At 67.2% G+C, this 17,316-nt stretch carries 24 protein-coding genes and 1 tRNA gene; 10 read left to right on the forward strand and 15 right to left on the reverse strand.

Annotation, left to right across the window (positions count from 1 at the left end; all coding sequences use genetic code 11):
* Nucleotides 1-223: 223 nt before the first annotated feature.
* The 4 genes from KDW55_RS00585 to hemN form a co-directional block, all read right to left on the reverse strand.
* A complete protein-coding gene (locus KDW55_RS00585; RefSeq protein ID WP_006758748.1) occupies nt 224-547 on the reverse strand; it encodes a rhodanese-like domain-containing protein in 324 nt (107 codons plus the stop codon).
* A gap of 11 nt (nt 548-558) precedes the next feature.
* Nucleotides 559-1,215: a protein-L-isoaspartate O-methyltransferase gene (locus KDW55_RS00590; protein ID WP_059543935.1), complete on the reverse strand. Its 657-nt coding sequence runs from the start codon at nt 1,213-1,215 to the stop codon at nt 559-561.
* Between the two features lie 104 nt (nt 1,216-1,319).
* Nucleotides 1,320-1,577, reverse strand: a complete 258-nt coding sequence (locus tag KDW55_RS00595) for a hypothetical protein (RefSeq protein ID WP_212159813.1) — start codon at nt 1,575-1,577, stop codon at nt 1,320-1,322.
* 72 nt (nt 1,578-1,649) lie between these two features.
* A complete protein-coding gene (hemN, locus tag KDW55_RS00600) occupies nt 1,650-3,041 on the reverse strand; it encodes an oxygen-independent coproporphyrinogen III oxidase (RefSeq protein WP_212159814.1) in 1,392 nt (463 codons plus the stop codon).
* Nucleotides 3,042-3,214: 173 nt separating this feature from the next.
* Here hemN and KDW55_RS00605 point away from each other — a divergent pair, with 173 nt between their 5' ends.
* The 3 genes from KDW55_RS00605 to KDW55_RS00615 all read left to right on the forward strand — a co-directional run bounded on the left by KDW55_RS00605 (nt 3,215) and on the right by KDW55_RS00615 (nt 5,168).
* Nucleotides 3,215-3,538, forward strand: coding sequence for a YkgJ family cysteine cluster protein (locus KDW55_RS00605; RefSeq protein ID WP_040144898.1), 324 nt, complete (start codon nt 3,215-3,217; stop codon nt 3,536-3,538).
* Nucleotides 3,539-3,677: 139 nt separating this feature from the next.
* Nucleotides 3,678-4,259 carry a DUF1439 domain-containing protein gene (locus KDW55_RS00610; protein WP_209821486.1) on the forward strand — a complete coding sequence of 194 codons (582 nt, stop codon included), beginning with the start codon at nt 3,678-3,680 and terminating at the stop codon, nt 4,257-4,259.
* 78 nt (nt 4,260-4,337) lie between these two features.
* Complete coding sequence (locus KDW55_RS00615) at nt 4,338-5,168, forward strand: undecaprenyl-diphosphate phosphatase (RefSeq protein WP_040143592.1); 831 nt, start codon at nt 4,338-4,340, stop codon at nt 5,166-5,168.
* A gap of 93 nt (nt 5,169-5,261) precedes the next feature.
* Here the strand turns inward: KDW55_RS00615 and trmB are convergent, their stop codons facing one another.
* Nucleotides 5,262-6,029 carry a tRNA (guanosine(46)-N7)-methyltransferase TrmB gene (trmB, locus tag KDW55_RS00620; protein WP_040143593.1) on the reverse strand — a complete coding sequence of 256 codons (768 nt, stop codon included), beginning with the start codon at nt 6,027-6,029 and terminating at the stop codon, nt 5,262-5,264.
* A 128-nt stretch (nt 6,030-6,157) separates the two neighbouring features.
* Nucleotides 6,158-6,232 (reverse strand) — tRNA-Gly (locus tag KDW55_RS00625).
* Nucleotides 6,233-6,563: 331 nt separating this feature from the next.
* Here KDW55_RS00625 and KDW55_RS00630 point away from each other — a divergent pair.
* Complete coding sequence (locus KDW55_RS00630) at nt 6,564-6,908, forward strand: cupin domain-containing protein (RefSeq protein ID WP_040143594.1); 345 nt, start codon at nt 6,564-6,566, stop codon at nt 6,906-6,908.
* 161 nt (nt 6,909-7,069) lie between these two features.
* Here KDW55_RS00630 and KDW55_RS00635 read toward each other — a convergent pair whose 3' ends face one another.
* The 3 genes from KDW55_RS00635 to KDW55_RS00645 form a co-directional block, all read right to left on the reverse strand.
* Nucleotides 7,070-7,276: a hypothetical protein gene (locus KDW55_RS00635; RefSeq protein ID WP_040143595.1), complete on the reverse strand. Its 207-nt coding sequence runs from the start codon at nt 7,274-7,276 to the stop codon at nt 7,070-7,072.
* 61 nt (nt 7,277-7,337) lie between these two features.
* Nucleotides 7,338-7,547 (reverse strand): hypothetical protein, encoded by a 210-nt coding sequence (locus KDW55_RS00640; RefSeq protein WP_040143596.1) that lies wholly within the window; start codon nt 7,545-7,547, stop codon nt 7,338-7,340.
* Nucleotides 7,548-7,596: 49 nt separating this feature from the next.
* Complete coding sequence (locus KDW55_RS00645; protein ID WP_040143597.1) at nt 7,597-7,881, reverse strand: hypothetical protein; 285 nt, start codon at nt 7,879-7,881, stop codon at nt 7,597-7,599.
* A gap of 488 nt (nt 7,882-8,369) precedes the next feature.
* Between KDW55_RS00645 and KDW55_RS00650 the strand changes: the two genes are divergently transcribed.
* Nucleotides 8,370-9,530 (forward strand): enolase C-terminal domain-like protein, encoded by a 1,161-nt coding sequence (locus KDW55_RS00650; protein ID WP_069241062.1) that lies wholly within the window; start codon nt 8,370-8,372, stop codon nt 9,528-9,530.
* 34 nt (nt 9,531-9,564) lie between these two features.
* Here KDW55_RS00650 and KDW55_RS00655 read toward each other — a convergent pair whose 3' ends face one another.
* From KDW55_RS00655 to KDW55_RS00665, 3 genes are all read right to left on the reverse strand, one after another.
* Nucleotides 9,565-10,101, reverse strand: coding sequence for a chromate transporter (locus KDW55_RS00655; protein ID WP_040143599.1), 537 nt, complete (start codon nt 10,099-10,101; stop codon nt 9,565-9,567).
* Nucleotides 10,098-10,706 carry a chromate transporter gene (locus tag KDW55_RS00660; protein WP_212197793.1) on the reverse strand — a complete coding sequence of 203 codons (609 nt, stop codon included), beginning with the start codon at nt 10,704-10,706 and terminating at the stop codon, nt 10,098-10,100. Before KDW55_RS00660 ends, KDW55_RS00655 begins: the two co-directional genes overlap by 4 nt.
* Nucleotides 10,707-10,834: 128 nt before the next feature.
* Nucleotides 10,835-11,590 carry a DeoR/GlpR family DNA-binding transcription regulator gene (locus tag KDW55_RS00665; protein ID WP_069241065.1) on the reverse strand — a complete coding sequence of 252 codons (756 nt, stop codon included), beginning with the start codon at nt 11,588-11,590 and terminating at the stop codon, nt 10,835-10,837.
* 81 nt (nt 11,591-11,671) lie between these two features.
* Between KDW55_RS00665 and KDW55_RS00670 the strand changes: the two genes are divergently transcribed.
* The 4 genes from KDW55_RS00670 to KDW55_RS00685 all read left to right on the forward strand — a co-directional run bounded on the left by KDW55_RS00670 (nt 11,672) and on the right by KDW55_RS00685 (nt 14,130).
* Nucleotides 11,672-12,277: an NUDIX domain-containing protein gene (locus tag KDW55_RS00670; protein ID WP_069241066.1), complete on the forward strand. Its 606-nt coding sequence runs from the start codon at nt 11,672-11,674 to the stop codon at nt 12,275-12,277.
* 111 nt (nt 12,278-12,388) lie between these two features.
* Entirely contained in the window at nt 12,389-13,264 is an 876-nt protein-coding gene (locus tag KDW55_RS00675) for a Sir2 family NAD-dependent protein deacetylase (protein WP_212197794.1), read from the forward strand.
* A gap of 104 nt (nt 13,265-13,368) precedes the next feature.
* Nucleotides 13,369-13,755 carry a fluoride efflux transporter CrcB gene (gene crcB / locus KDW55_RS00680; RefSeq protein ID WP_040143604.1) on the forward strand — a complete coding sequence of 129 codons (387 nt, stop codon included), beginning with the start codon at nt 13,369-13,371 and terminating at the stop codon, nt 13,753-13,755.
* A 24-nt stretch (nt 13,756-13,779) separates the two neighbouring features.
* Nucleotides 13,780-14,130: a DUF190 domain-containing protein gene (locus KDW55_RS00685; protein ID WP_212197795.1), complete on the forward strand. Its 351-nt coding sequence runs from the start codon at nt 13,780-13,782 to the stop codon at nt 14,128-14,130.
* A gap of 12 nt (nt 14,131-14,142) precedes the next feature.
* Here KDW55_RS00685 and KDW55_RS00690 read toward each other — a convergent pair whose 3' ends face one another.
* Together KDW55_RS00690 and KDW55_RS00695 are read right to left on the reverse strand one after the other, a co-directional pair.
* Nucleotides 14,143-14,706 (reverse strand): YggT family protein, encoded by a 564-nt coding sequence (locus tag KDW55_RS00690; protein ID WP_040143606.1) that lies wholly within the window; start codon nt 14,704-14,706, stop codon nt 14,143-14,145.
* Between the two features lie 76 nt (nt 14,707-14,782).
* Nucleotides 14,783-15,712: a DUF2520 domain-containing protein gene (locus KDW55_RS00695; protein ID WP_212197796.1), complete on the reverse strand. Its 930-nt coding sequence runs from the start codon at nt 15,710-15,712 to the stop codon at nt 14,783-14,785.
* Between the two features lie 527 nt (nt 15,713-16,239).
* Between KDW55_RS00695 and KDW55_RS00700 the strand changes: the two genes are divergently transcribed.
* Nucleotides 16,240-16,533, forward strand: a complete 294-nt coding sequence (locus KDW55_RS00700; protein WP_059543900.1) for a hypothetical protein — start codon at nt 16,240-16,242, stop codon at nt 16,531-16,533.
* 109 nt (nt 16,534-16,642) lie between these two features.
* Here the strand turns inward: KDW55_RS00700 and KDW55_RS00705 are convergent, their stop codons facing one another.
* Nucleotides 16,643-17,314, reverse strand: a complete 672-nt coding sequence (locus KDW55_RS00705; protein WP_212197797.1) for a LysE family transporter — start codon at nt 17,312-17,314, stop codon at nt 16,643-16,645.
* Nucleotides 17,315-17,316 lie beyond the last annotated feature (2 nt).

The following is a 17,316-nucleotide window of genomic DNA, read 5'->3' on the forward strand; positions in this document are numbered from 1 at the left end:
TGGCGCGCGGCGTCGCCGGTTGAAGCGTTGTGTAATGGCGGACGTGCCGTCGACGACGAGCATGCGCGACGCAGTCGTCATGTGCCGCGACGAGCGGTGCACCGGACGCCGAAATGGAAACGGGCGCGCAATGCGCGCCCGTTCGGCGGATCAGTGCAGCCGGCGGCGACGCGCCGGCCAACTTGGCGGCGCGTGAACACGCGCCGGCGCAAAGATCGGAAACTCAGTAACGCGGCACCGACGGATCGACGTCGCGCGACCACGCGTCGATGCCGCCCTGCAGGTTGTACAGTTTCGTGAAGCCGCGCGATTCGAGGAACATCGCGACCTGCGCGCTGCGCATCCCGTGATGGCATACGCAGACGATTTCCGCTTCGTCGTCGAGTTCCTCGCTGCGCGCGGGAATTTGCTGCATCGGAATCGACACGCTGCCGGCGATCTGCGCGGTCGAGATTTCCCACGGTTCGCGCACGTCCAGCACGACCGGCGCGGGGCGCGCCGGATCGCGCAGCCATTCAGCGAGCATCGCGGGTGTCAGGATCTGCATGGCGCCGCCGCTCAGAACTTGAAGCGCGACGGTTCGATCGCGTTGACGAGGTGATCGACGTAGGTTTCGAACACGTCCGCGACACGGTACTGCTTGTCGTCGATGCGCGTGATGATCTGCGCCTTCATCACCGGACGGCCGCCGACGAACGCCGACAGGCGGCCGCCGATCTTCAGCTGTTCGAGCATCTGCTGCGGCACGAGCGGCAGGCCGCCCGCGACGCAGATGACGTCGTACGGCGCCTTGTCGGGCCAGCCGAGCGAGCCGTCGCCAAGCACGACTTCCGCGTTCGTTACGCCGTCGTTGCGCAGGTTGTCTGCCGCGAACTTCGCGATGTCCGGATCGATCTCGACGGCGGTCACGTGCTGCGCGCGGTGCGCGAACAGCGCGGCGAGGTAGCCGGAGCCGGCGCCGACCACGAGCACGTTCTCGTGCTTCTTGACCGCCAGTTCCTGCAGCACGCGCGCTTCGACGCGCGGGAACAGCATCTTGCTGCGGCCGCCGGGCAGCGGCAGTTCGAGGTCCGCGAACGCGAGATCGCGATGTTCGGGCGACACGTATTTTTCACGCTTGACGATCGACAGCAGACCAAGGACGTCGAGATCCAGCACGTCCCACGGCCGGATCTGTTGTTCGATCATGTTGAAACGCGCGTTTTCGATATTCATGGTGTGGTCACGCAGCCAGGTCGGCTATCAGCGGGGATAGAGAAACTTCGTGATTGTACCAAACGGGACGGCGGGAAAGCCTTCGGACGGCCTGCAACAGACCTTTACCCCTTGCTCTTCTTGATCTGCGCCTCGAACGCGGCGTCGAGCTTGCTGACCTTGCGCGGCTTTTTGGGGCCGAATTCGTCGACGAACCGGACGAATTCGTCGAGCGGAAGCGGTTCGCTGCGCTTTTCGGCGGCGCCGCTCGAGCGGTCGACCAGGTAGAACAGGCCGCCGGCCATCGCGACCGCCGCGAACTGCGGGTTGCCGGAGCGGGTTTTCAGGCGTTCGACCGCGTTGGTTGCTTTGGTGGTGCGCATCGTGCGGATACTTGCAGGGGCGTTGAACCCGTTACTTTATCAAACCGCCCGCGCGCCCGCGGCGATGCGGTGTCACACGGTGCGCGAGTAGCGCTGGCGCGGCATGCTGCCGAGGTACGCGTCGAACGCCATCGCGATGTTGCGCACGACCATCCGGCCGGCCGGATGGATCGTCAGGCGGTCGCCGGCGATGGTCAGCAGGCCGTCTTGCTCGAAGCCGCGCAGCGCGTCGAGCTCGCGTGCGAAGTGATCGGCGAAGCGGATCCCGTGCGCGGCCTCGATGTGCGAAAAGGGCAGGTCGAGATTGCACATCAGCTGCGTGATCACGTCGCGGCGCAGCCGGTCGTCGGCCGTGAGCCGCACGCCGCGCGCGATCGGCAGCCGGCCGGCGTCGAGCGCCGCGCCATACGCGGGCAGATCCTTCGCATTCTGCGCATAGACGTCGCCGACCTTGCCGATCGACGACGCGCCGAGGCCGATCAGGTCGGTATCCGCGCGCGTGCTGTAGCCCTGGAAATTGCGCTGCAGCGTGCCGTTTCGCTGCGCGCGCACCAGTTCGTCGGACGGCCGCGCGAAATGGTCCATCCCGATGTACACGTAGCCGGCCGCCGTCAGCATGTCGATCGCGAGGCCGAGCAGCGCGACGCGCGTGTCCGGCGGCGGCAGCGCCGCATCGTCGATCTGGCGCTGCATCTTGAACAGGTGCGGCATGTGTGCGTAGCCGAACACCGACAGCCGGTCGGGCGCGAGTTCGATGATCGTTTCGAGCGTTCGCGCGAACACGGCCACCGTCTGGTGCGGAAGCCCGTAGATCAGGTCGACGCTGATCGAATGGAAACCGGTCGTACGCGCGGCGGACAGCAGGTCGGCCGTCATCGCGATCGGCTGGACCCGGTTGATCGCTTGCTGCACGACCGGATCGAAATCCTGCACGCCGAGGCTCAGCCGGTTGAAGCCGATGTTGCGCAGGTGCACGAGTGTCGCGGGCGTGACCGTGCGCGGGTCGATTTCGATCGAGAACTCGGCGTCGGCGTCCGGTGCGAGCGTGAAGTGTTCGCGGGTTGCAGCCATCAATTCGGCCGTTTCGGCGTCGGACAGGAAAGTCGGCGTACCGCCACCCCAGTGCAGCTGCGTGACCGTGCGCGCAGGGTCGAACAGCGCGGCCTGCAGCGCCAGCTCGCGCTTCAGTTGCTCGAGATACGGGCGCGCGCGGCGTCGGTTGTTGGTCGCGATCTTGTTGCAGCCGCAGTAAAAGCAGGCGGTGTTGCAGAACGGGATATGGAAGTACAGCGACAGGTCGCTCGACGACGCGCCCGGATCGCGCGCGGCGCGCACATAGTCGGCCGGGTCGAAATCGTCGCGGAACTGCAGGGCGGTGGGGTACGACGTATAGCGCGGCCCGTTCGCACCGTACTTCGCGAGCAAATCGGGACGGAACAACGTGTCGGCAGAACCGGAATTCATGATGGTCTCGCGCTTTTTAGATGCGTTCGAGTATAGGAACGGGCATTTCGGCTGCGTTGTGTAATAACGTCGCAGCCGGTGGTGGCACAATGCGCAGTGGGCCGCCGCACTGCTGCGTCCGGTTGCCGCATCGTGTTTTTGTCGTTTGTCGAGAGTGTCGAGTGTCCGTCGAAATGCCTGTCCGTCCCGCGCCTGCCGATGTGCCGCCGCCGCATGCGTGCCGCGAGGGGTGCGGTGCCTGCTGCATCGCGCCGTCGATTTCGTCGCCGATTCCCGGGATGCCCGGCGGCAAGCCGGCCGGCGTGCGCTGCGTGCAGCTCGGCGACGACTTGCGCTGCCGGATCTTCGGCCGGCCGGAGCGGCCCGCGTGCTGTTCGGGGCTTCAGCCTTCGGTCGAGATGTGCGGCGCGTCGCGCGACGATGCGCTTGCGTGGCTCGCACGCCTCGAGGTCGCGACGCAGCCGTCTTCGGCGCCCGGCCGATCACCGATTCGCTGACCGCGGTGATATACGTCGGCGCGCGCCGGGAACCGGCGGCATGCGCGGCGGCGCTCGCTTCGGTCCCCCGCGCGCCTCATGGGCCGGCGCCGCTTGCCAGACCGCCGCTTCGCCCGATATACGAAGGAGATTGTCCAGCATGACCGCATCTTGCACGCCCGGCCGGCGCCGCTTCGTCGCCGCCTGCGCCGGCGCCATCGGCGTGTCGATATCGCTCGCCGCCTGCGCGTCGACGTTCCCGTTCATCCCCGATCACTACACGTTCTCGCGCGGCGACGTGCAGAAAGCCGTCGCGCGCAAGTTTCCGTATCAGCGCACGGTCGCGCAGGTCGTCGACGTGTCGCTCGCGAATCCGGCCGTGAGCCTGCTGCCCGACCAGAACCGCGTCGCCGTGCAACTCGATGCGCACTTTGCGAGCCCGTTTCTGCGCGCACCGGTGAGTGGCAAGTTCACCGTGTCCGGCCAGCTCGCCTACGACGCGCCAAGCCGTTCGGTCGTGCTGAGGGCGCCGGCCGTCGACAGTCTCGCGCTCGACGGCGACGCGCAAATGTATGCGCAGCAAGTCGGCGCGGCTGCGGGGCTGCTCGCGACGCAGGTGCTGACCAACTATCCGATCTACACGTTCAAGCCCGAGCAACTGCAATTTGCCGGAGTCAACTACGAACCCGGTACAATTACGATTCTTACAAACGGCATACGCGTCGCGATCGTCGAAAAGTGACGGTGCACCGCGCGCGGCCGGGCGGGCCGCGGCGGTAGCGTGGCCCTTTCTTTCGACCACTTCGGAGTTGGGCCACGGATGGACTGGATCCTGATCTGCAAGGCATTGATCCTCGGCGTCGTCGAGGGGCTGACGGAATTCCTCCCGGTGTCGAGCACCGGTCACCTGATCGTCGCCGGCAGCTTTCTGGATTTCAACGACGCGCATGCGAAGACCTTCGACGTCGTGATCCAGTTCGGCGCGATTCTCGCGGTGTGCTGGGAATACCGGCAGCGGATCGTGTCGGTCGTTACCGGGTTGCCGAGCCGGCCCGACGCACGGCGCTTCGCGTTGAACGTCGTGATCGCGACGATTCCCGCGATCGCGCTCGGCCTGCTGTTCGAGAAGAAGATCAAGGCGGTGCTGTTCTCACCGGTGCCCGTCGCGTTCGCGCTCGTCGTGGGCGGCGCGATCATCCTGTGGGCGGAGGCGCGGCAGCGCGAGCGCAGCGTGCCGCCGCGCGTGCAGTCGATCGATGCGCTGACGCCGCTCGATGCGCTGAAGGTCGGCATCGCGCAATGTTTTGCGCTCGTGCCCGGCATGTCGCGCTCGGGCTCGACGATCATCGGCGGGATGCTGTTCGGCCTCGACCGGCGCGTCGCGACGGAGTTCTCGTTCTTTCTTGCGATTCCGATCATATTCGGCGCGACGCTCTACGAAACCGTCAAGGACTGGCATGCGTTCACTGTCGATTCGCTTGGGTTGTTCGCGCTGGGGCTCGTCGCCGCGTTTTTCAGCGCATTCGTGTGCGTGCGGTGGCTGCTGCGCTTCGTCGCGACGCATGACTTCACGGTGTTCGCGTGGTATCGGATCGCGTTCGGGCTGTTCGTGCTGCTCGTCGGCTACAGCGGATGGCTGAACTGGGCGTGACGCCGGGCCAGCGCGACAGCGTGCCCAATGACGAACGGCCCAATCGGCAGATGCCGGTTGGGCCGTTTTGCGTTGCGTGGCGGAGGGGTGCGGTCAGCCGGCGCGCTTGCGGAACACCAGATCCCACACGCCGTGCCCGAGCCGCAGCCCGCGCCGTTCGAACTTCGTGACGGGGCGGTAGTCGGGGCGCGGCGCGTAGTCTGCGGCCGTGTTCTCGAGCGTCGGTTCGGCGCCGAGCACTTCCAGCATCTGTTCCGCATAGTTCTGCCAGTCGGTCGCGCAATGCAGGTACGCGCCCGGCTTCAGGCGCGACGCGAGGTGCGCGACGAGCGGCGGCTGGATCAGCCGGCGTTTGTGGTGGCGCGCCTTGTGCCACGGATCCGGGAAGAAGATGTGCACGCCGTCCAGGCTTTCCGGTGCCAGCATGTGCTCGAGCACTTCGACTGCGTCGTGCTGGATGATGCGGATGTTCGTCAGATCCTGTTCGCCGATCAGCTTCAGCAATGCGCCGACGCCCGGCTCGTGCACCTCGACGCCGAGGAAGTCGTCGCCAGGTCGGTGCGCGGCGATTTCCGCGGTCGACGCGCCCATCCCGAAGCCGATCTCCAGGATGCGCGGCGCGCTGCGGCCAAACACGGCGTCCCAGTCGGGGATGTCCGGCGCGTACGGGACGACGAAGCGCGGGCCGAGCTCGTCGAGGGCGCGGCGCTGGCCGGTCGACACGCGGCCAGCACGCGTGACGAAGCTGCGGATGCGGCGGCGGTGCAGCGGATTGACTTCGTCGGCGCCGTCGGCGGCTTCGTCGGGAAGGGCGGCGTCGTCCGGCGGCAGGCCGGCTTCGTTCGGATCGTCGTGCATCATCGGTACAGAAAAGCTCGGTTGCAGGCGAGGGCCCGTTGCGCGTAGCAGTGCGCCGGGTGTCGGCACATGGTACAAAAAAGCCGCCTTCGACGAGGCGGCTCACGCGCAGGCTGCAGTGCAGCAGAAAGTGGAGCGGGCGATGGGAATCGAACCCACGTCATCAGCTTGGGAAGCTGAGGTAATGGCCATTATACGACGCCCGCAGAACGCGTAATTCTACAGGGTTTGGCCAGGATGTTGCAAGAGACGCGTCTTGGCTTGCCGGAAACGACTGCGCATCAGGCAATGACGGGCGATCGCGATTGGGTCGCTAGTCCGCGCGGGCATTCGTTGCGAGTGAGCTGACGCGACCGAGTCAACCACGTCAACCGCGGTGTTCGGATACGGCCGACGCTCGGCGGAACTCCCGTGTGCGCACCAACCGGCAAGCCGGTGTCGAAATTGGACGAGTCGGTGTCGGAACCATACAAGCTCCGACGAGGCTTTCGATCTAACGTGACAGTCCTCTTATCCGATCGCTAGTCTGGAGCCGACATGTCCGATTTCATCACCGTTCTGCGCAAAACCTGTCCGACGCCCGTTGTGGATGCGACCAAGTGGAAGCGCATCGGCGGCGATCCGCACACCGTGAACCTCAACGCGTACCTGTCCAAGGATGGCAGCAAGATCATGGGTACGTGGATCTGCACGCCCGGCAAGTTCGAAGTGAACTACGAGAAATGGGAGTACTGCCACTTCCTCGACGGCTACTGCATCATCACGCCGGAAGGCGAGGAGTCCGTGCACCTGAAGGCCGGCGACGTGTTCGTGATCGAGCCGGGCATGAAGGGCACGTGGGAAGTGGTCGAGACGGTGCGCAAGTACTTCGTGTTCGCGTGAGCGGGCCGGAACAGCGCGCGCAATCCGGCGCGGCGCAGGTGACGGGGATGCGCCGATCGGCGTTTCAGCCTCACCGCTTCGCCAGCGTGCACGGCCAGATCGCGGCTGCCACAACACTAGTCACGCGCGGCCGGACGCGCTTCGGCCGCTTGCGAAGAAACTCACGCGTCGATGCTGAGCGCCTTCTCGATCGCAGCAATCAATTTGAACGCATCGTCGCGGCCGATCAGCAGGCCTCGGCTGGTGTACTCGCAGCCGAACGCGTAGAAGCTCGGCAGAAGCGTGATCGCATCGTTCTGTCGATCGAAATCGACTTTGCATTTCGTCAACGGAAAGAACGGGGGCTCTTCGGCGGGCGGCTGGTACACGGTATTCTCCTGATGCAGCTTGCGAGGCGGCGGCCTGATTCAATCGCTGCCCGAACGAGCATTAGCCGAGCCGGGTCATGACGGCGCTCGCTATCCTGTCGGATTCGAATTCGGAATAGCCGGCGCTGAGCGACAGTGCGCGCACGGCCGCGAACATTTGCAACTCCGGTTGATGGCGCAGCGCCGAACCGGCGAGGCCGTCGTGCGGCACGGCGTCGATCCGCGAAACCTCTCGCCGCGTGATCAGGTCGATGAATTCGTCAATGATCATTTCGTGCTCCGAATCGAAGGATGAACGTCACATGTCGCGACAGCATGCGTCATTGCGTATCGTCGAAGAGCGGCTGTTTGCCGCGATCGCCGTCGATGATTTCCTCTGCATAGCGAACGGACGCCCGACGCGCTTCGCCCGCCGACTCGAACGGCGCATGCTCGAGCAGCCGGAACGTTTCGCTGCGGGTCAGCGTATCGGCGGTGCCGCGCAGGCAAATCTTCACGGCTGCGTCGAAGCCGCCGTCGTAGTTGTGCGGATTGCCGTTCTGCGACGGAATGTGCGGGTAAATCAGCGGGTAGATTTCGAACCCGCGATAGAGATGCATGCTCATGACGAACTCCTCGGTTCGGTCGCGACAAAACGCGCGGACGAACGCATCCGACCGGTATCACCGCAAGGCGGCGCGACGGGTGGGGTGAAAAGGGCTGCAATGCGCGCGGATCAACGCGCGACGCAAGAGGGCGGACGGCGGGGCGAGCAGTAAGAGAAGGGAGCGTGCTCGGACAAATTCATCATACGCGCTTCATGCCGGATGTCCATCTAATTCTCGGCGGGGCCGGCGGTGCGGAATGCGCGCTTTCGACGGACGTATATGACGCGCCGCCGCGCATCGCGTATCGCGCACATGCCGACCGCACGCGGATATCCGGCCACGCGATTGGGCGATACGTAGCAATACCGACACCGCGTCGGCGCTCCGCACGAGCGCAGCCTGCAACACGGCGCGCAACCGCCTATGATGCAGCGATCTGCCAATCGCCGCGACGATGCATGCGTGCTCGGCCAGCGAACATCCAATGCCTTCACCGGAACCCGACCATGCGCATCACCGATATCCGCGAGCAAGCGATCCCGGTTTCCCGCTACGCCGATCCGGCGATTCCATCGGGCGGGCTGACGACGAGCGTCGTCGCGGTGGTGACCGACGTCGTGCGCGAGGGCCGCGCGGTAACCGGTTATGGCTACGCGTCGGTCGGGCGCCATGCGCAGGGCGGGTTGATTCGCGAGCGATTCGCGCCGCGGCTGTTGGCCGCCGCCGACACGATCGCGGATGACGCCGGCACGAACGTCGATCCGTTTCGCGCGTGGCGCGCAATGATGGCCGGCGAGAAGCCTGGCGGGCACGGTGAACGTTGCGTGGCGATCGGCGTGCTCGACATGGCGATCTGGGATGCCGCCGCGAAGATCGCGGGGTTGCCGCTCCATCGTTTCATCGCCGGCCGGCTCGCGCGCGATGCGGCTACGCGCGTACGCGTTTACGCGGGCGGTGGCTACCGCTATCCGCACGACGATCTCGCACGCCTGTCCGACGAGATGCGCCGCATCGTCGAGCTCGGCTACACGCACGCGAAGATCAAGATCGGCGGGCCCGATATCGACGAGGACAAAAGGCGCATCGAAGTGGCCGCCGCGCGGCTCGCCGACAGCTCGCATCTCGCGGTCGATGCGATGAACACGTACGACGCGACGAGCGGCCGCGCCGCCGCGGCGATGCTGGCGCCGTTCGGGCTACGGTGGTTCGAGGACCTCTGCGATCCGCACGACCTGCCGCTGCATGCGGATCTGACTGCGCAGTATCCGCCGCCGGTGGCGGCAGGCGAGGCGCTGTTTTCGCTGGCCGAAGCGAAGCTGCTCGAACGCTATGGCGGCCTGCGCGCCGATCGCGACGTGCTCGTGTTCGACCCGGTGCATTGCTACGGCCTGCCCGGCTACCTGCAGATCGTCGATCATTTCGTGGCGAGCGGCTGGCGGCGCGACGCGTTCTGGCCGCACGGCGGCCATCTGTTTTCGCTGCACGTCGTGGCGGCGCTCGGGCTTGGCGGCGCCGAGGTCAGTCCGTTCGCGTTCCATCCGTTCAGCGGGCTAGCCGATGGTGAATCGGTCGACGCCGGATGCGCGGCCGTACCGCAAGCGCCCGGCATCGGCTTCGAACTGCATGCCGATGCGTATCGCACGTTTCGCGCTTTGGTGGAGCGCTGAACGCAGTGCCCGCTTCAGCGTGAAGTGCGCGCCGTCAGCCGATCACGTGCACGCCGATCAGCACCACCGCCCCGACGGCGATCAACAGCAGCGCATGAATGCGCGTTGTCATCACCAACACGGTCGAAGCAATCGCGATCGCGCGTGCGGTCCAGCCGCCGTCTAACGCCTGCAGCAGCACCCACACCGACGCGAGAATCATGCCGGCGGCAACCGGCCGCAGTCCGGCCTCGAGCGCGATCTGCCAGCGCGCGCCTTGATGCCGGCGCCACAGATGCGCGACGCCGTAGATCAGGAACGCAGTGGGTCCGAACAGCGCGAGCGTCGCGATCGCGGCACCCCAGAAACCCGCCACCTGCCAGCCGATCAGCGTCGCGAGCAGCGAGCCGGGGCCCGGCGCCATGCGCGCGATCGCGAAGTCGTTCACGAACTGCGTAGCCGTCATCCAGTGATGCACGTCGACGACCTGCCGCTGGATGTCGGCGACGATCGCCTGACCGCCGCCGATCGTTGCGATCGACAGCGGCGCGAACACCCCGAACAGTGCGGCGTAGCGCGACGAAGCGGTCATCGGCCGCCGCTCCCGCCGCTCGCGCGGCCCGCCCGGCGGTATTCGAGCGCGACGCTCAGCGCGCCGCCGATCAGCACGGTCCACACGAGCGGCCAGTGCAGTACCGCCACCGAGACGATCGTAAGCGTCGTCACCGCGAACGGCAGCACACGGCGCGGCAATCGCCGCACCGCGGTGATCGCCATCGAGATCGACAGACCGATCGCCGCGGCGGCCGCGCCCGCGAGCGCGACATGCGTGAGCGGGAAGCGCGTAAGCGTCGAGAACGCGACGCCGAACAGCACGATCAGCACGGCCGGCGGCGCGATGATGCCGGTGAAGCCGGCCACTGCGCCGCGCCATCCGGCGAGCCGATAGCCGATCCAGATCGCGAGGTTCTTTACGTTGACGCCCGGCAGCGCCTGCGACAGCGCAAGGCCGTTGAGGAACGCCTCTTCGTCGAGCCAGCGCCGCTCGTGCACGAAGTCGCGCAGCATGCGCGCGCTCAATCCGCCGCCGAAACTGGTCAGGCCGATTTGCGCGAACGCGATGAACAGCGCGAGGACGCCGGGGGGCGGCGCATCGCCATCGGGCGGCACGGGTGCGACGGGCAGGGCGGAAGACATCGGGCGAACTCGACACGGCGGGTGGCGGGTCGGCCATGGTAGCAAGCGGCGCCTGTCGGCACGCTGACATCGAGCCGACGACGCGCGCGGCTCAACGATCCCGCCACTGAAGCGGAGGCTGCCGCCGGTTACGCGCGCACGACGCTCACGCCGGCGGCCTCGATCGGCGCGGTCAATGCCGCATCGGTCTCCCGTTCGACCACGACGGTTTGCGCGAGCGTGAGCTCGCCGATCACGAACTGCGAAGCCGCATGCAATTTGGATTGCGATGCGAGCACGACCGTCTCCGCCGCGCGCTCGGCCAGCGCGCGCTTGATCGCCGCCTCCTCGAAATCGCCGGTGCTCAGCCCGGCGACCGGATGAACGCCGGTCACGCCCATGAAATACAGGTCCGCATGGATGCGCGCGATACCTTCCATTGCCGCGGCGCCCACCGCGACGATCGAATGCTTGTAGAGCTGCCCGCCGATCACGATCACGTCGATCGACGGATGCTCGGCCAGCGCGACGGCGACGCTCGGGCTGTGCGTGACGATCGTCGCGCGCAGGTCGGGCGGCAACTGGCTGACGAGCAGCGCGGACGTCGTGCCGCCGTCGACGATCGCAACCTGCCCGGGCGCGATCATCTGCGCGGCACGGCGGGCGATGCGGCGCTTCTCTGCGGTATCGAGCGTCTCGCGCTGCGCGAACGGCGCGACGGCCGGCGACGCCGGCAGCGCGCCGCCGTGCACCCGCTGCAGCAGTCCTTCGCTCGCCAGCTCGCGCAGGTCGCGGCGGATCGTGTCTTCGGACACGCCGAATTGCGCGCTCAACTCGGCCGCCAGCACCTGGCCGTCGCGGGAGAGCGCATCGAGGATCGCTTTCTTGCGTTGGGTCGTCAGCATCGTATTTGCACGAAATTTCTTGAAATTACACGAATCTGCACGTTACCATGCAGGCCGTCACTTGTCCAACGAGAGGTCGCCATGGCTGCAACGCAAGACCGCGTGCGCATCGTCGATACGACGGTGCTGTCCGATGACTGGTATGTGCTGAGGAAGGTCACGTTCGACTTCCTGCGCCGTGACGGAACCTGGCAGCGCCTGAGCCGCGAAACCTACGACCGCGGCAACGGCGCGACGATCCTGCTGCGCAACGCCGCGACGGGCGACGTGTTGCTCACGCGCCAGTTCCGGATGCCCGCGTTCGTCAACGGTCACGACGGGATGCTGCTCGAAGCGGCGGCCGGCCTGCTCGACGACGCGACGCCCGAAGCGCGCATTCGCGCGGAAGCCGAGGAGGAGACCGGCTATCGCGTGCGCGGCGTGCGCAAGGTGTTCGAGGCATTCATGAGCCCCGGATCGGTGACGGAGAAGCTGCATTTCTTCGTCGGCGAATACGATGCGTCGCTGCGCACGGGCGACGGCGGCGGCATCGCGGAAGAGGGCGAGGATCTCGAGGTCGTCGAGATGCCGTTGTGCGCGGCGCTCGACGCCATCGAGCGCGGCGAGATCGTCGACGCGAAGACGATCATGCTGCTGCAGTACGTCGCGCTGCGCGAACCCGCGGGCGCGCATGCTGCCGCAGCGTGAGGCACGCCATAAGGCACGCAATGCACGCATGAAGCAGCGGCGCGGCGCTCGAACCGGCGTATGATCGCGCGACGCAACTCGCGCACCGTTCGACGTTACCGCTGCTCCATCATGCCGCTTTCCGATTCGCCCGACTCCCTCGATTCCAGCCCCACCACCGCGCCACTGCCTGCCGACCTCGTCGCGTCCGCCGTCGATGCCCTCGCGCGCGCCGATGCGTTGCTCGTGACGGCCGGCGCCGGTATCGGCGTCGATTCTGGCCTGCCCGATTACCGCGGCACGGACGGGTTCTGGCGCGCGTACCCGGCGCTGCGTCACGAGCGTTTCGAGTTCCACGAGATCGCATCGCCGCAGGCGTTTCGCGCGCATCCGCAGCTCGCGTGGGGCTTCTACGAGCATCGGCTCGAACTGTACCGGCGCACGGTGCCGCACGCGGGTTTCGCGATCCTGCGGCGCTGGATCGATGCGATGCCCAAGGGCGGTTTCGTGCTGACGAGCAATGTCGACGGCCAGTTCCAGGCGGCCGGCTTCGACCCGGCGCGAATCGTCGAGATTCATGGATCGATTCATGCGATGCAGTGCTTGCGGCCGTGCTCCGACGACACATGGGACGCCGCGCCGTTCACGCCGGACGTCGACGCGGCCGCGTGCCGGCTGCTCGGCGAGTTGCCGCGCTGCCCGCGCTGCGGCGGCCTCGCGCGGCCGAACATCCTGATGTTCGGCGATCGCGGCTGGCTCGGCGAACGCTATGACGCGCAGCAGCGGGCGCTCGATGCATGGCTCGCGCAGGCCGGCCGGGTGACGGTCGTCGAGATCGGTGCGGGCACCGCGATTCCGACCGTGCGGCTGCTGAGCGAACGGCTCGGCGCGGACGTGATTCGCATCAACGCGCGCGAAGCGCATGCGCGCCGTCCGGACGTGATAGGGCTGAAAGGCGGCGCGCTCGCGACGCTTGCCGCGCTCGAGCACGCGTGGCACGGCGGGTGAGCGGGGCAGGGCGGCGCCCGACGGCATTGCCGCCGCGGCGCGATTGCGCATAAAGTTCGGCGTAGGCCGCACCCGCCACGCGGCGCCGTCAGCGAGGAGTTCCCTTGTTCTATTCGATCGTCGCGATTTTCGTCGGCGCCGGCCTCGGCGCGTTGCTGCGCTGGTTCCTGAGCCTCGCGCTCAACGCATTCTTTCCGGCGGTGCCGCTCGGCACGCTTGCCGCGAACCTGCTCGGCGGCTACGTGATCGGCGTCGCCGCTGTCGTGTTCACCACGCGCGTCGGGCTGCCGCCCGAGTGGCGGCTGTTCGTGATCACGGGTTTCCTGGGCGGCCTCACGACGTTCTCGACGTATTCGGTCGAAGTGATGACGCATGCGATGCAGGGCGAATTGGGATGGGCGTTCGCGGTGGCTGCCCTACACTTGACAGGATCGTTCACGCTGACGGCGCTCGGCATGTGGACCGCGCGCGCGTGGTTCGCGGCGGCCTGAGCGCGCCGGCACCCGGAGGGCGCGATGGACAGGGTCTTCTTGCGCTTCTACGTGCACGAGCAGCACCGGCTGCACTGGAAGCCGCTGTGGGAGTGGTTGCTGGAGGAAGGGAACCGGATGGGCGTCGCGGGCGGCTCGGCGTTTCGCGCGGTCGCGGGCTTCGGCCGGCATCGCGTGCTGCATGAAGACCGCTTTTTCGAACTGCAGGGTTCGCTCGCGATCGAGGTGGAATTCATCGTCACCGAGGACGAGGCGCAGCAGTTGCTCGAGCGGCTGTCGCGCGAGAAGGTGCGCGTGTGCTACGCGATGATTCCGGCACGCTTCGGCGTGATCGACACGCTCAGCGCGCCGCCGGCGCAAGGGCCGGCAGCGTAATGCGGCGACGCGTCAGATGCCGAACATCGTCAGCGACACGGCTGCGCGCGTGACGATCATCAGCAGCACCTGCACGATCACGAACAGCAGGATCGGCGACAGGTCGATGCCGCCGAGGTTCGGGATCACGCGGCGCAGCGGGTTCAGGAACGGCGCGGTGAGCTGGTAGAGGATCGGCATCGCCGGCGAGCGCGGATTGAGCCACGACAGCAGCGCCATCAGGATGGTCATCCAGATCACGAGGTTGAGCGCCCACTTCACGACGGTGAGCAGCGCGACCACGATCAGTGTCGCGATCACCGCGGCCGGATCGAAGCCCGCCATCACGACCATCAGCACCACGTAGACGAGCGCGGTGAGAAGCGCGGCGACGACGCTCGCCCAGTCGATCCCGCGCACGCCCGCGATCACGCGGCGCAGCGGCAGCACGAGCCAGTTGGTCGCCTGCAGCACGGCCTGCGTGACGGGGTTGTACGGCGGCACGCGGACGGCCTGCATCCAGACGCGCAGAATCAGCGCGGCGCCGAACAGGGTGAAGACGGTATTGAGCAGAAAACGGGCGATCTCGCCGAACATCGTTGGCATCCTTTTTATACAGTCGAGTAGCGTGCGGCCGCCAACGCCGGATGGCGGCGCATCGGCCGACACCTTATCACGCCTCGTCTTGCGACGGGGAGACGAGGCGTGCGGTGCGAGCGAGCGACGTTTCGACGGCCTGCGCGAGCGCGGGCAGTGCGGCCGGCGGCGCGCTGCGCTTCGCGGCGAGCGCGATCGCACGACGCGTCATCAGCGCATACAGCGTCGCGTGATCGCCGCCGCGTGCTTCGAGCAGCGCGAGCTGGCGCTCGACGATGCCGGTGTCGCCCCGTGACACCGGGCCCGCGAGTGCATTCGCGAGGCCCTTGTCGCGCGCGGTCTCGATCGTGCCGGCGAGCATCGGCAGCAGCGCGCGCAACGCCGCTTCCTCGTCGAAGCCGAGGCCGCGCCACAGTTCGACCGCTTCCGACAGCCCGCACAGCGCGAAGCTCGCCGCGTAATGCGCGGCCGCGTGATAGAGCATCCGGCCGCCGGCCGGAATCGACAGCGGATGGCAGCCGAGTGCGGCAGTCAGCCGCAGCAGCATCGCGTGCAGTTCGCCGTCGGCCTCGAGCGTGACCGAGCAGCCGTCGATGCGCGCAAGATCGCCGTCCGTGCCGCCGAACAGATAGAGCGGATGGAAGCCGCCGGTGGCCGCTCCGTGCCGCTTCGCCGGGTCCAGCAGATCCACCGCTGACGCGCCGCTGCAGTGGACGAGCGCCTGGTCGGCCGCGCGCGCCGGATCGAACCGCAGCACGGCGGCCGTCGCTGCCAGATGGTCGTCCGGCACGGTCAGGAAGATCAGGTCGGCGGCATCGACGACTTCCTGCGGCGTGCCGACTGCGCGACAGCCGTCGATGTGCGCGGCGAGTGCCGCGGCCGACGCGGCGGTGCGGCTCGCGATCGCGACGACCGGAAAGCCGGCGCTCGCAAAACGCCGCGCGATGCAGCGCGCGAGGCGGCCGGCGCCGATGAAGCCGAGGCGGGGAGTGGCGGGAATGGCCATGGTCGGGAGTCACGCGAAAACGGGGCAGCCGTCAGTATCGCAGGAATGAACGGACGCCCGGGCACGGGGGGTTTTGACCCGGCGCGGGGACGACGTTGGGTGGCGCGCGCGCCTCGCACGAGCACGGCGTCGGGGTTCGCGCGCGGTCACGTCGCTGCGGCGATTCCAACTGGCCCTACTTAAACCGGTTCGCCGTCGCTGTCGAACGCTGTCGAATCGTCGGCATCCTGTCTCAAATTTGTAATCGTTCATTACGGAAGCACACACGCGGTGCTCGCCGGAGCCGGTAAGTGTGACCGGCGCACGTGGGCCGCGATCCGAAGTCGGGCGGAATCGCGCAGCCGGCAAGGAACAGCGGCGATCCGCAAAGCCGCGTCCGGCCGAGCCCGCAGCCGCCTGGAATTGCAATTTGCAACAAATGCGAAATACATGACGGGCGGGTTTTCGCTACATTGCTTGCATGCGACGTGCATGCCCGCCGTTGCCGACAGGGGCGCACAAATTACCGCTCCAGCAGGAGAATCGAAGTGAAAAAGCTCATTCCGTTCATCGCCGCCGCTGCGCTGGGCCTGGGTGCCGCGGGCGCCGCGCAGGCACACGTGTCGATCGGGGTCGGCATCGGGGTCCCGGTCGCGCCTGCGTATCCCGTGTATGCACCGCCGCCGCCCGTCTACTACGCGCCGCCGCCTCCGCCCGTTTATTACGCGCCGGCGCCGGCCTACTATGCGCCGCCCGCGGTGGTCGTCGGCGGCTACTACGGTCGTCCGTACTGGCGTCACGGTTACGGCGGCTGGGGCCATCACGGTTACTGGCGTCGTTGACGTGTCCCGCGCGGACTGACCGTGCGCGGCAAAACGGCGCAACGTCCTTCACCGGACGTTGCGCCGTTTTTTATTTCGGCGCCGGCCGTGCGCGCGTCCGGCCCGGAGATTACACCGCGTGCACGATCAGGTCGCGATAGCCGCCGACGATCACGCTATACGAGAAATACGCGAACAGCAGCGCGGACGCGACGTGGCACGCGCGCATCAACCCCGCGCCTGCACGCTTGCGGCCCTGGCTGGCGAGCGTGCACATGAAGAGCGTCCACGCGAGGCCGCCGAGGAAGAAGCCGGACAGGAATACCGACGCCGTCGCCGGTGTGGTCGCGCCGGCTTTCGCGATCAGTGCGCCGCCGACCGCCGCAAACCACAGGATCGCGCTCGGCGACGACATCGCGAGCAGCATCCCGCGCATGAAGCTGCGCCGCGCGCTGGCGCGCGGCTGCGGCGTGTCGTCCGTATCGCCGCCATTGACTTCACTCGCCGGTGCGAGCGCTTCGCGCGCCATCTTCCATGTGAGGAACAGCAGCACCGCACCGCCGCCGATCCACACGATCCAGCGTGCGGCTTCGAACTGCAGCAGTACCGCCATTCCTGCGAGCGCGAGCGCCGCGTACACGAGGTCGCCGACGCACGAGCCGACGCCGAGCCAGAAGCCCGGGCGGAAGCCGTGCGACAGCGTCAGCGACAGCATCGCGACGTTGACGAGACCGATGTCGAGACACAGCGACAGCGACAGGAAGAATCCGTCGGACAGCATCGAGGCGGGAGGAAAACTCATCG

This window comes from Burkholderia sp. AU19243 (genome assembly GCF_018148075.1).
Taxonomy (GTDB): domain Bacteria; phylum Pseudomonadota; class Gammaproteobacteria; order Burkholderiales; family Burkholderiaceae; genus Burkholderia; species Burkholderia latens_A.

Bases quoted from the DNA above. Each gene is read 5' to 3' on its own strand.
- KDW55_RS00585 (WP_006758748.1), bottom strand. From the start codon at position 547: ATGCAGATCCTGACACCCGCGATGCTCGCTGAATGGCTGCGCGATCCG.
- KDW55_RS00590 (WP_059543935.1), bottom strand. From the start codon at position 1,215: ATGAATATCGAAAACGCGCGTTTCAACATGATCGAACAACAGATCCGG.
- KDW55_RS00595 (WP_212159813.1), bottom strand. From the start codon at position 1,577: ATGCGCACCACCAAAGCAACCAACGCGGTCGAACGCCTGAAAACCCGC.
- hemN (WP_212159814.1), bottom strand. From the start codon at position 3,041: ATGAATTCCGGTTCTGCCGACACGTTGTTCCGTCCCGATTTGCTCGCG.
- KDW55_RS00605 (WP_040144898.1), top strand. From the start codon at position 3,215: ATGCCTGTCCGTCCCGCGCCTGCCGATGTGCCGCCGCCGCATGCGTGC.
- KDW55_RS00610 (WP_209821486.1), top strand. From the start codon at position 3,678: ATGACCGCATCTTGCACGCCCGGCCGGCGCCGCTTCGTCGCCGCCTGC.
- KDW55_RS00615 (WP_040143592.1), top strand. From the start codon at position 4,338: ATGGACTGGATCCTGATCTGCAAGGCATTGATCCTCGGCGTCGTCGAG.
- trmB (WP_040143593.1), bottom strand. From the start codon at position 6,029: ATGATGCACGACGATCCGAACGAAGCCGGCCTGCCGCCGGACGACGCC.
- KDW55_RS00630 (WP_040143594.1), top strand. From the start codon at position 6,564: ATGTCCGATTTCATCACCGTTCTGCGCAAAACCTGTCCGACGCCCGTT.
- KDW55_RS00640 (WP_040143596.1), bottom strand. From the start codon at position 7,547: ATGATCATTGACGAATTCATCGACCTGATCACGCGGCGAGAGGTTTCG.
- KDW55_RS00645 (WP_040143597.1), bottom strand. From the start codon at position 7,881: ATGAGCATGCATCTCTATCGCGGGTTCGAAATCTACCCGCTGATTTAC.
- KDW55_RS00650 (WP_069241062.1), top strand. From the start codon at position 8,370: ATGCGCATCACCGATATCCGCGAGCAAGCGATCCCGGTTTCCCGCTAC.
- KDW55_RS00655 (WP_040143599.1), bottom strand. From the start codon at position 10,101: ATGACCGCTTCGTCGCGCTACGCCGCACTGTTCGGGGTGTTCGCGCCG.
- KDW55_RS00660 (WP_212197793.1), bottom strand. From the start codon at position 10,706: ATGTCTTCCGCCCTGCCCGTCGCACCCGTGCCGCCCGATGGCGATGCG.
- KDW55_RS00665 (WP_069241065.1), bottom strand. From the start codon at position 11,590: ATGCTGACGACCCAACGCAAGAAAGCGATCCTCGATGCGCTCTCCCGC.
- KDW55_RS00670 (WP_069241066.1), top strand. From the start codon at position 11,672: ATGGCTGCAACGCAAGACCGCGTGCGCATCGTCGATACGACGGTGCTG.
- KDW55_RS00675 (WP_212197794.1), top strand. From the start codon at position 12,389: ATGCCGCTTTCCGATTCGCCCGACTCCCTCGATTCCAGCCCCACCACC.
- KDW55_RS00685 (WP_212197795.1), top strand. From the start codon at position 13,780: ATGGACAGGGTCTTCTTGCGCTTCTACGTGCACGAGCAGCACCGGCTG.
- KDW55_RS00690 (WP_040143606.1), bottom strand. From the start codon at position 14,706: ATGTTCGGCGAGATCGCCCGTTTTCTGCTCAATACCGTCTTCACCCTG.
- KDW55_RS00695 (WP_212197796.1), bottom strand. From the start codon at position 15,712: ATGGCCATTCCCGCCACTCCCCGCCTCGGCTTCATCGGCGCCGGCCGC.
- KDW55_RS00705 (WP_212197797.1), bottom strand. From the start codon at position 17,314: ATGAGTTTTCCTCCCGCCTCGATGCTGTCCGACGGATTCTTCCTGTCG.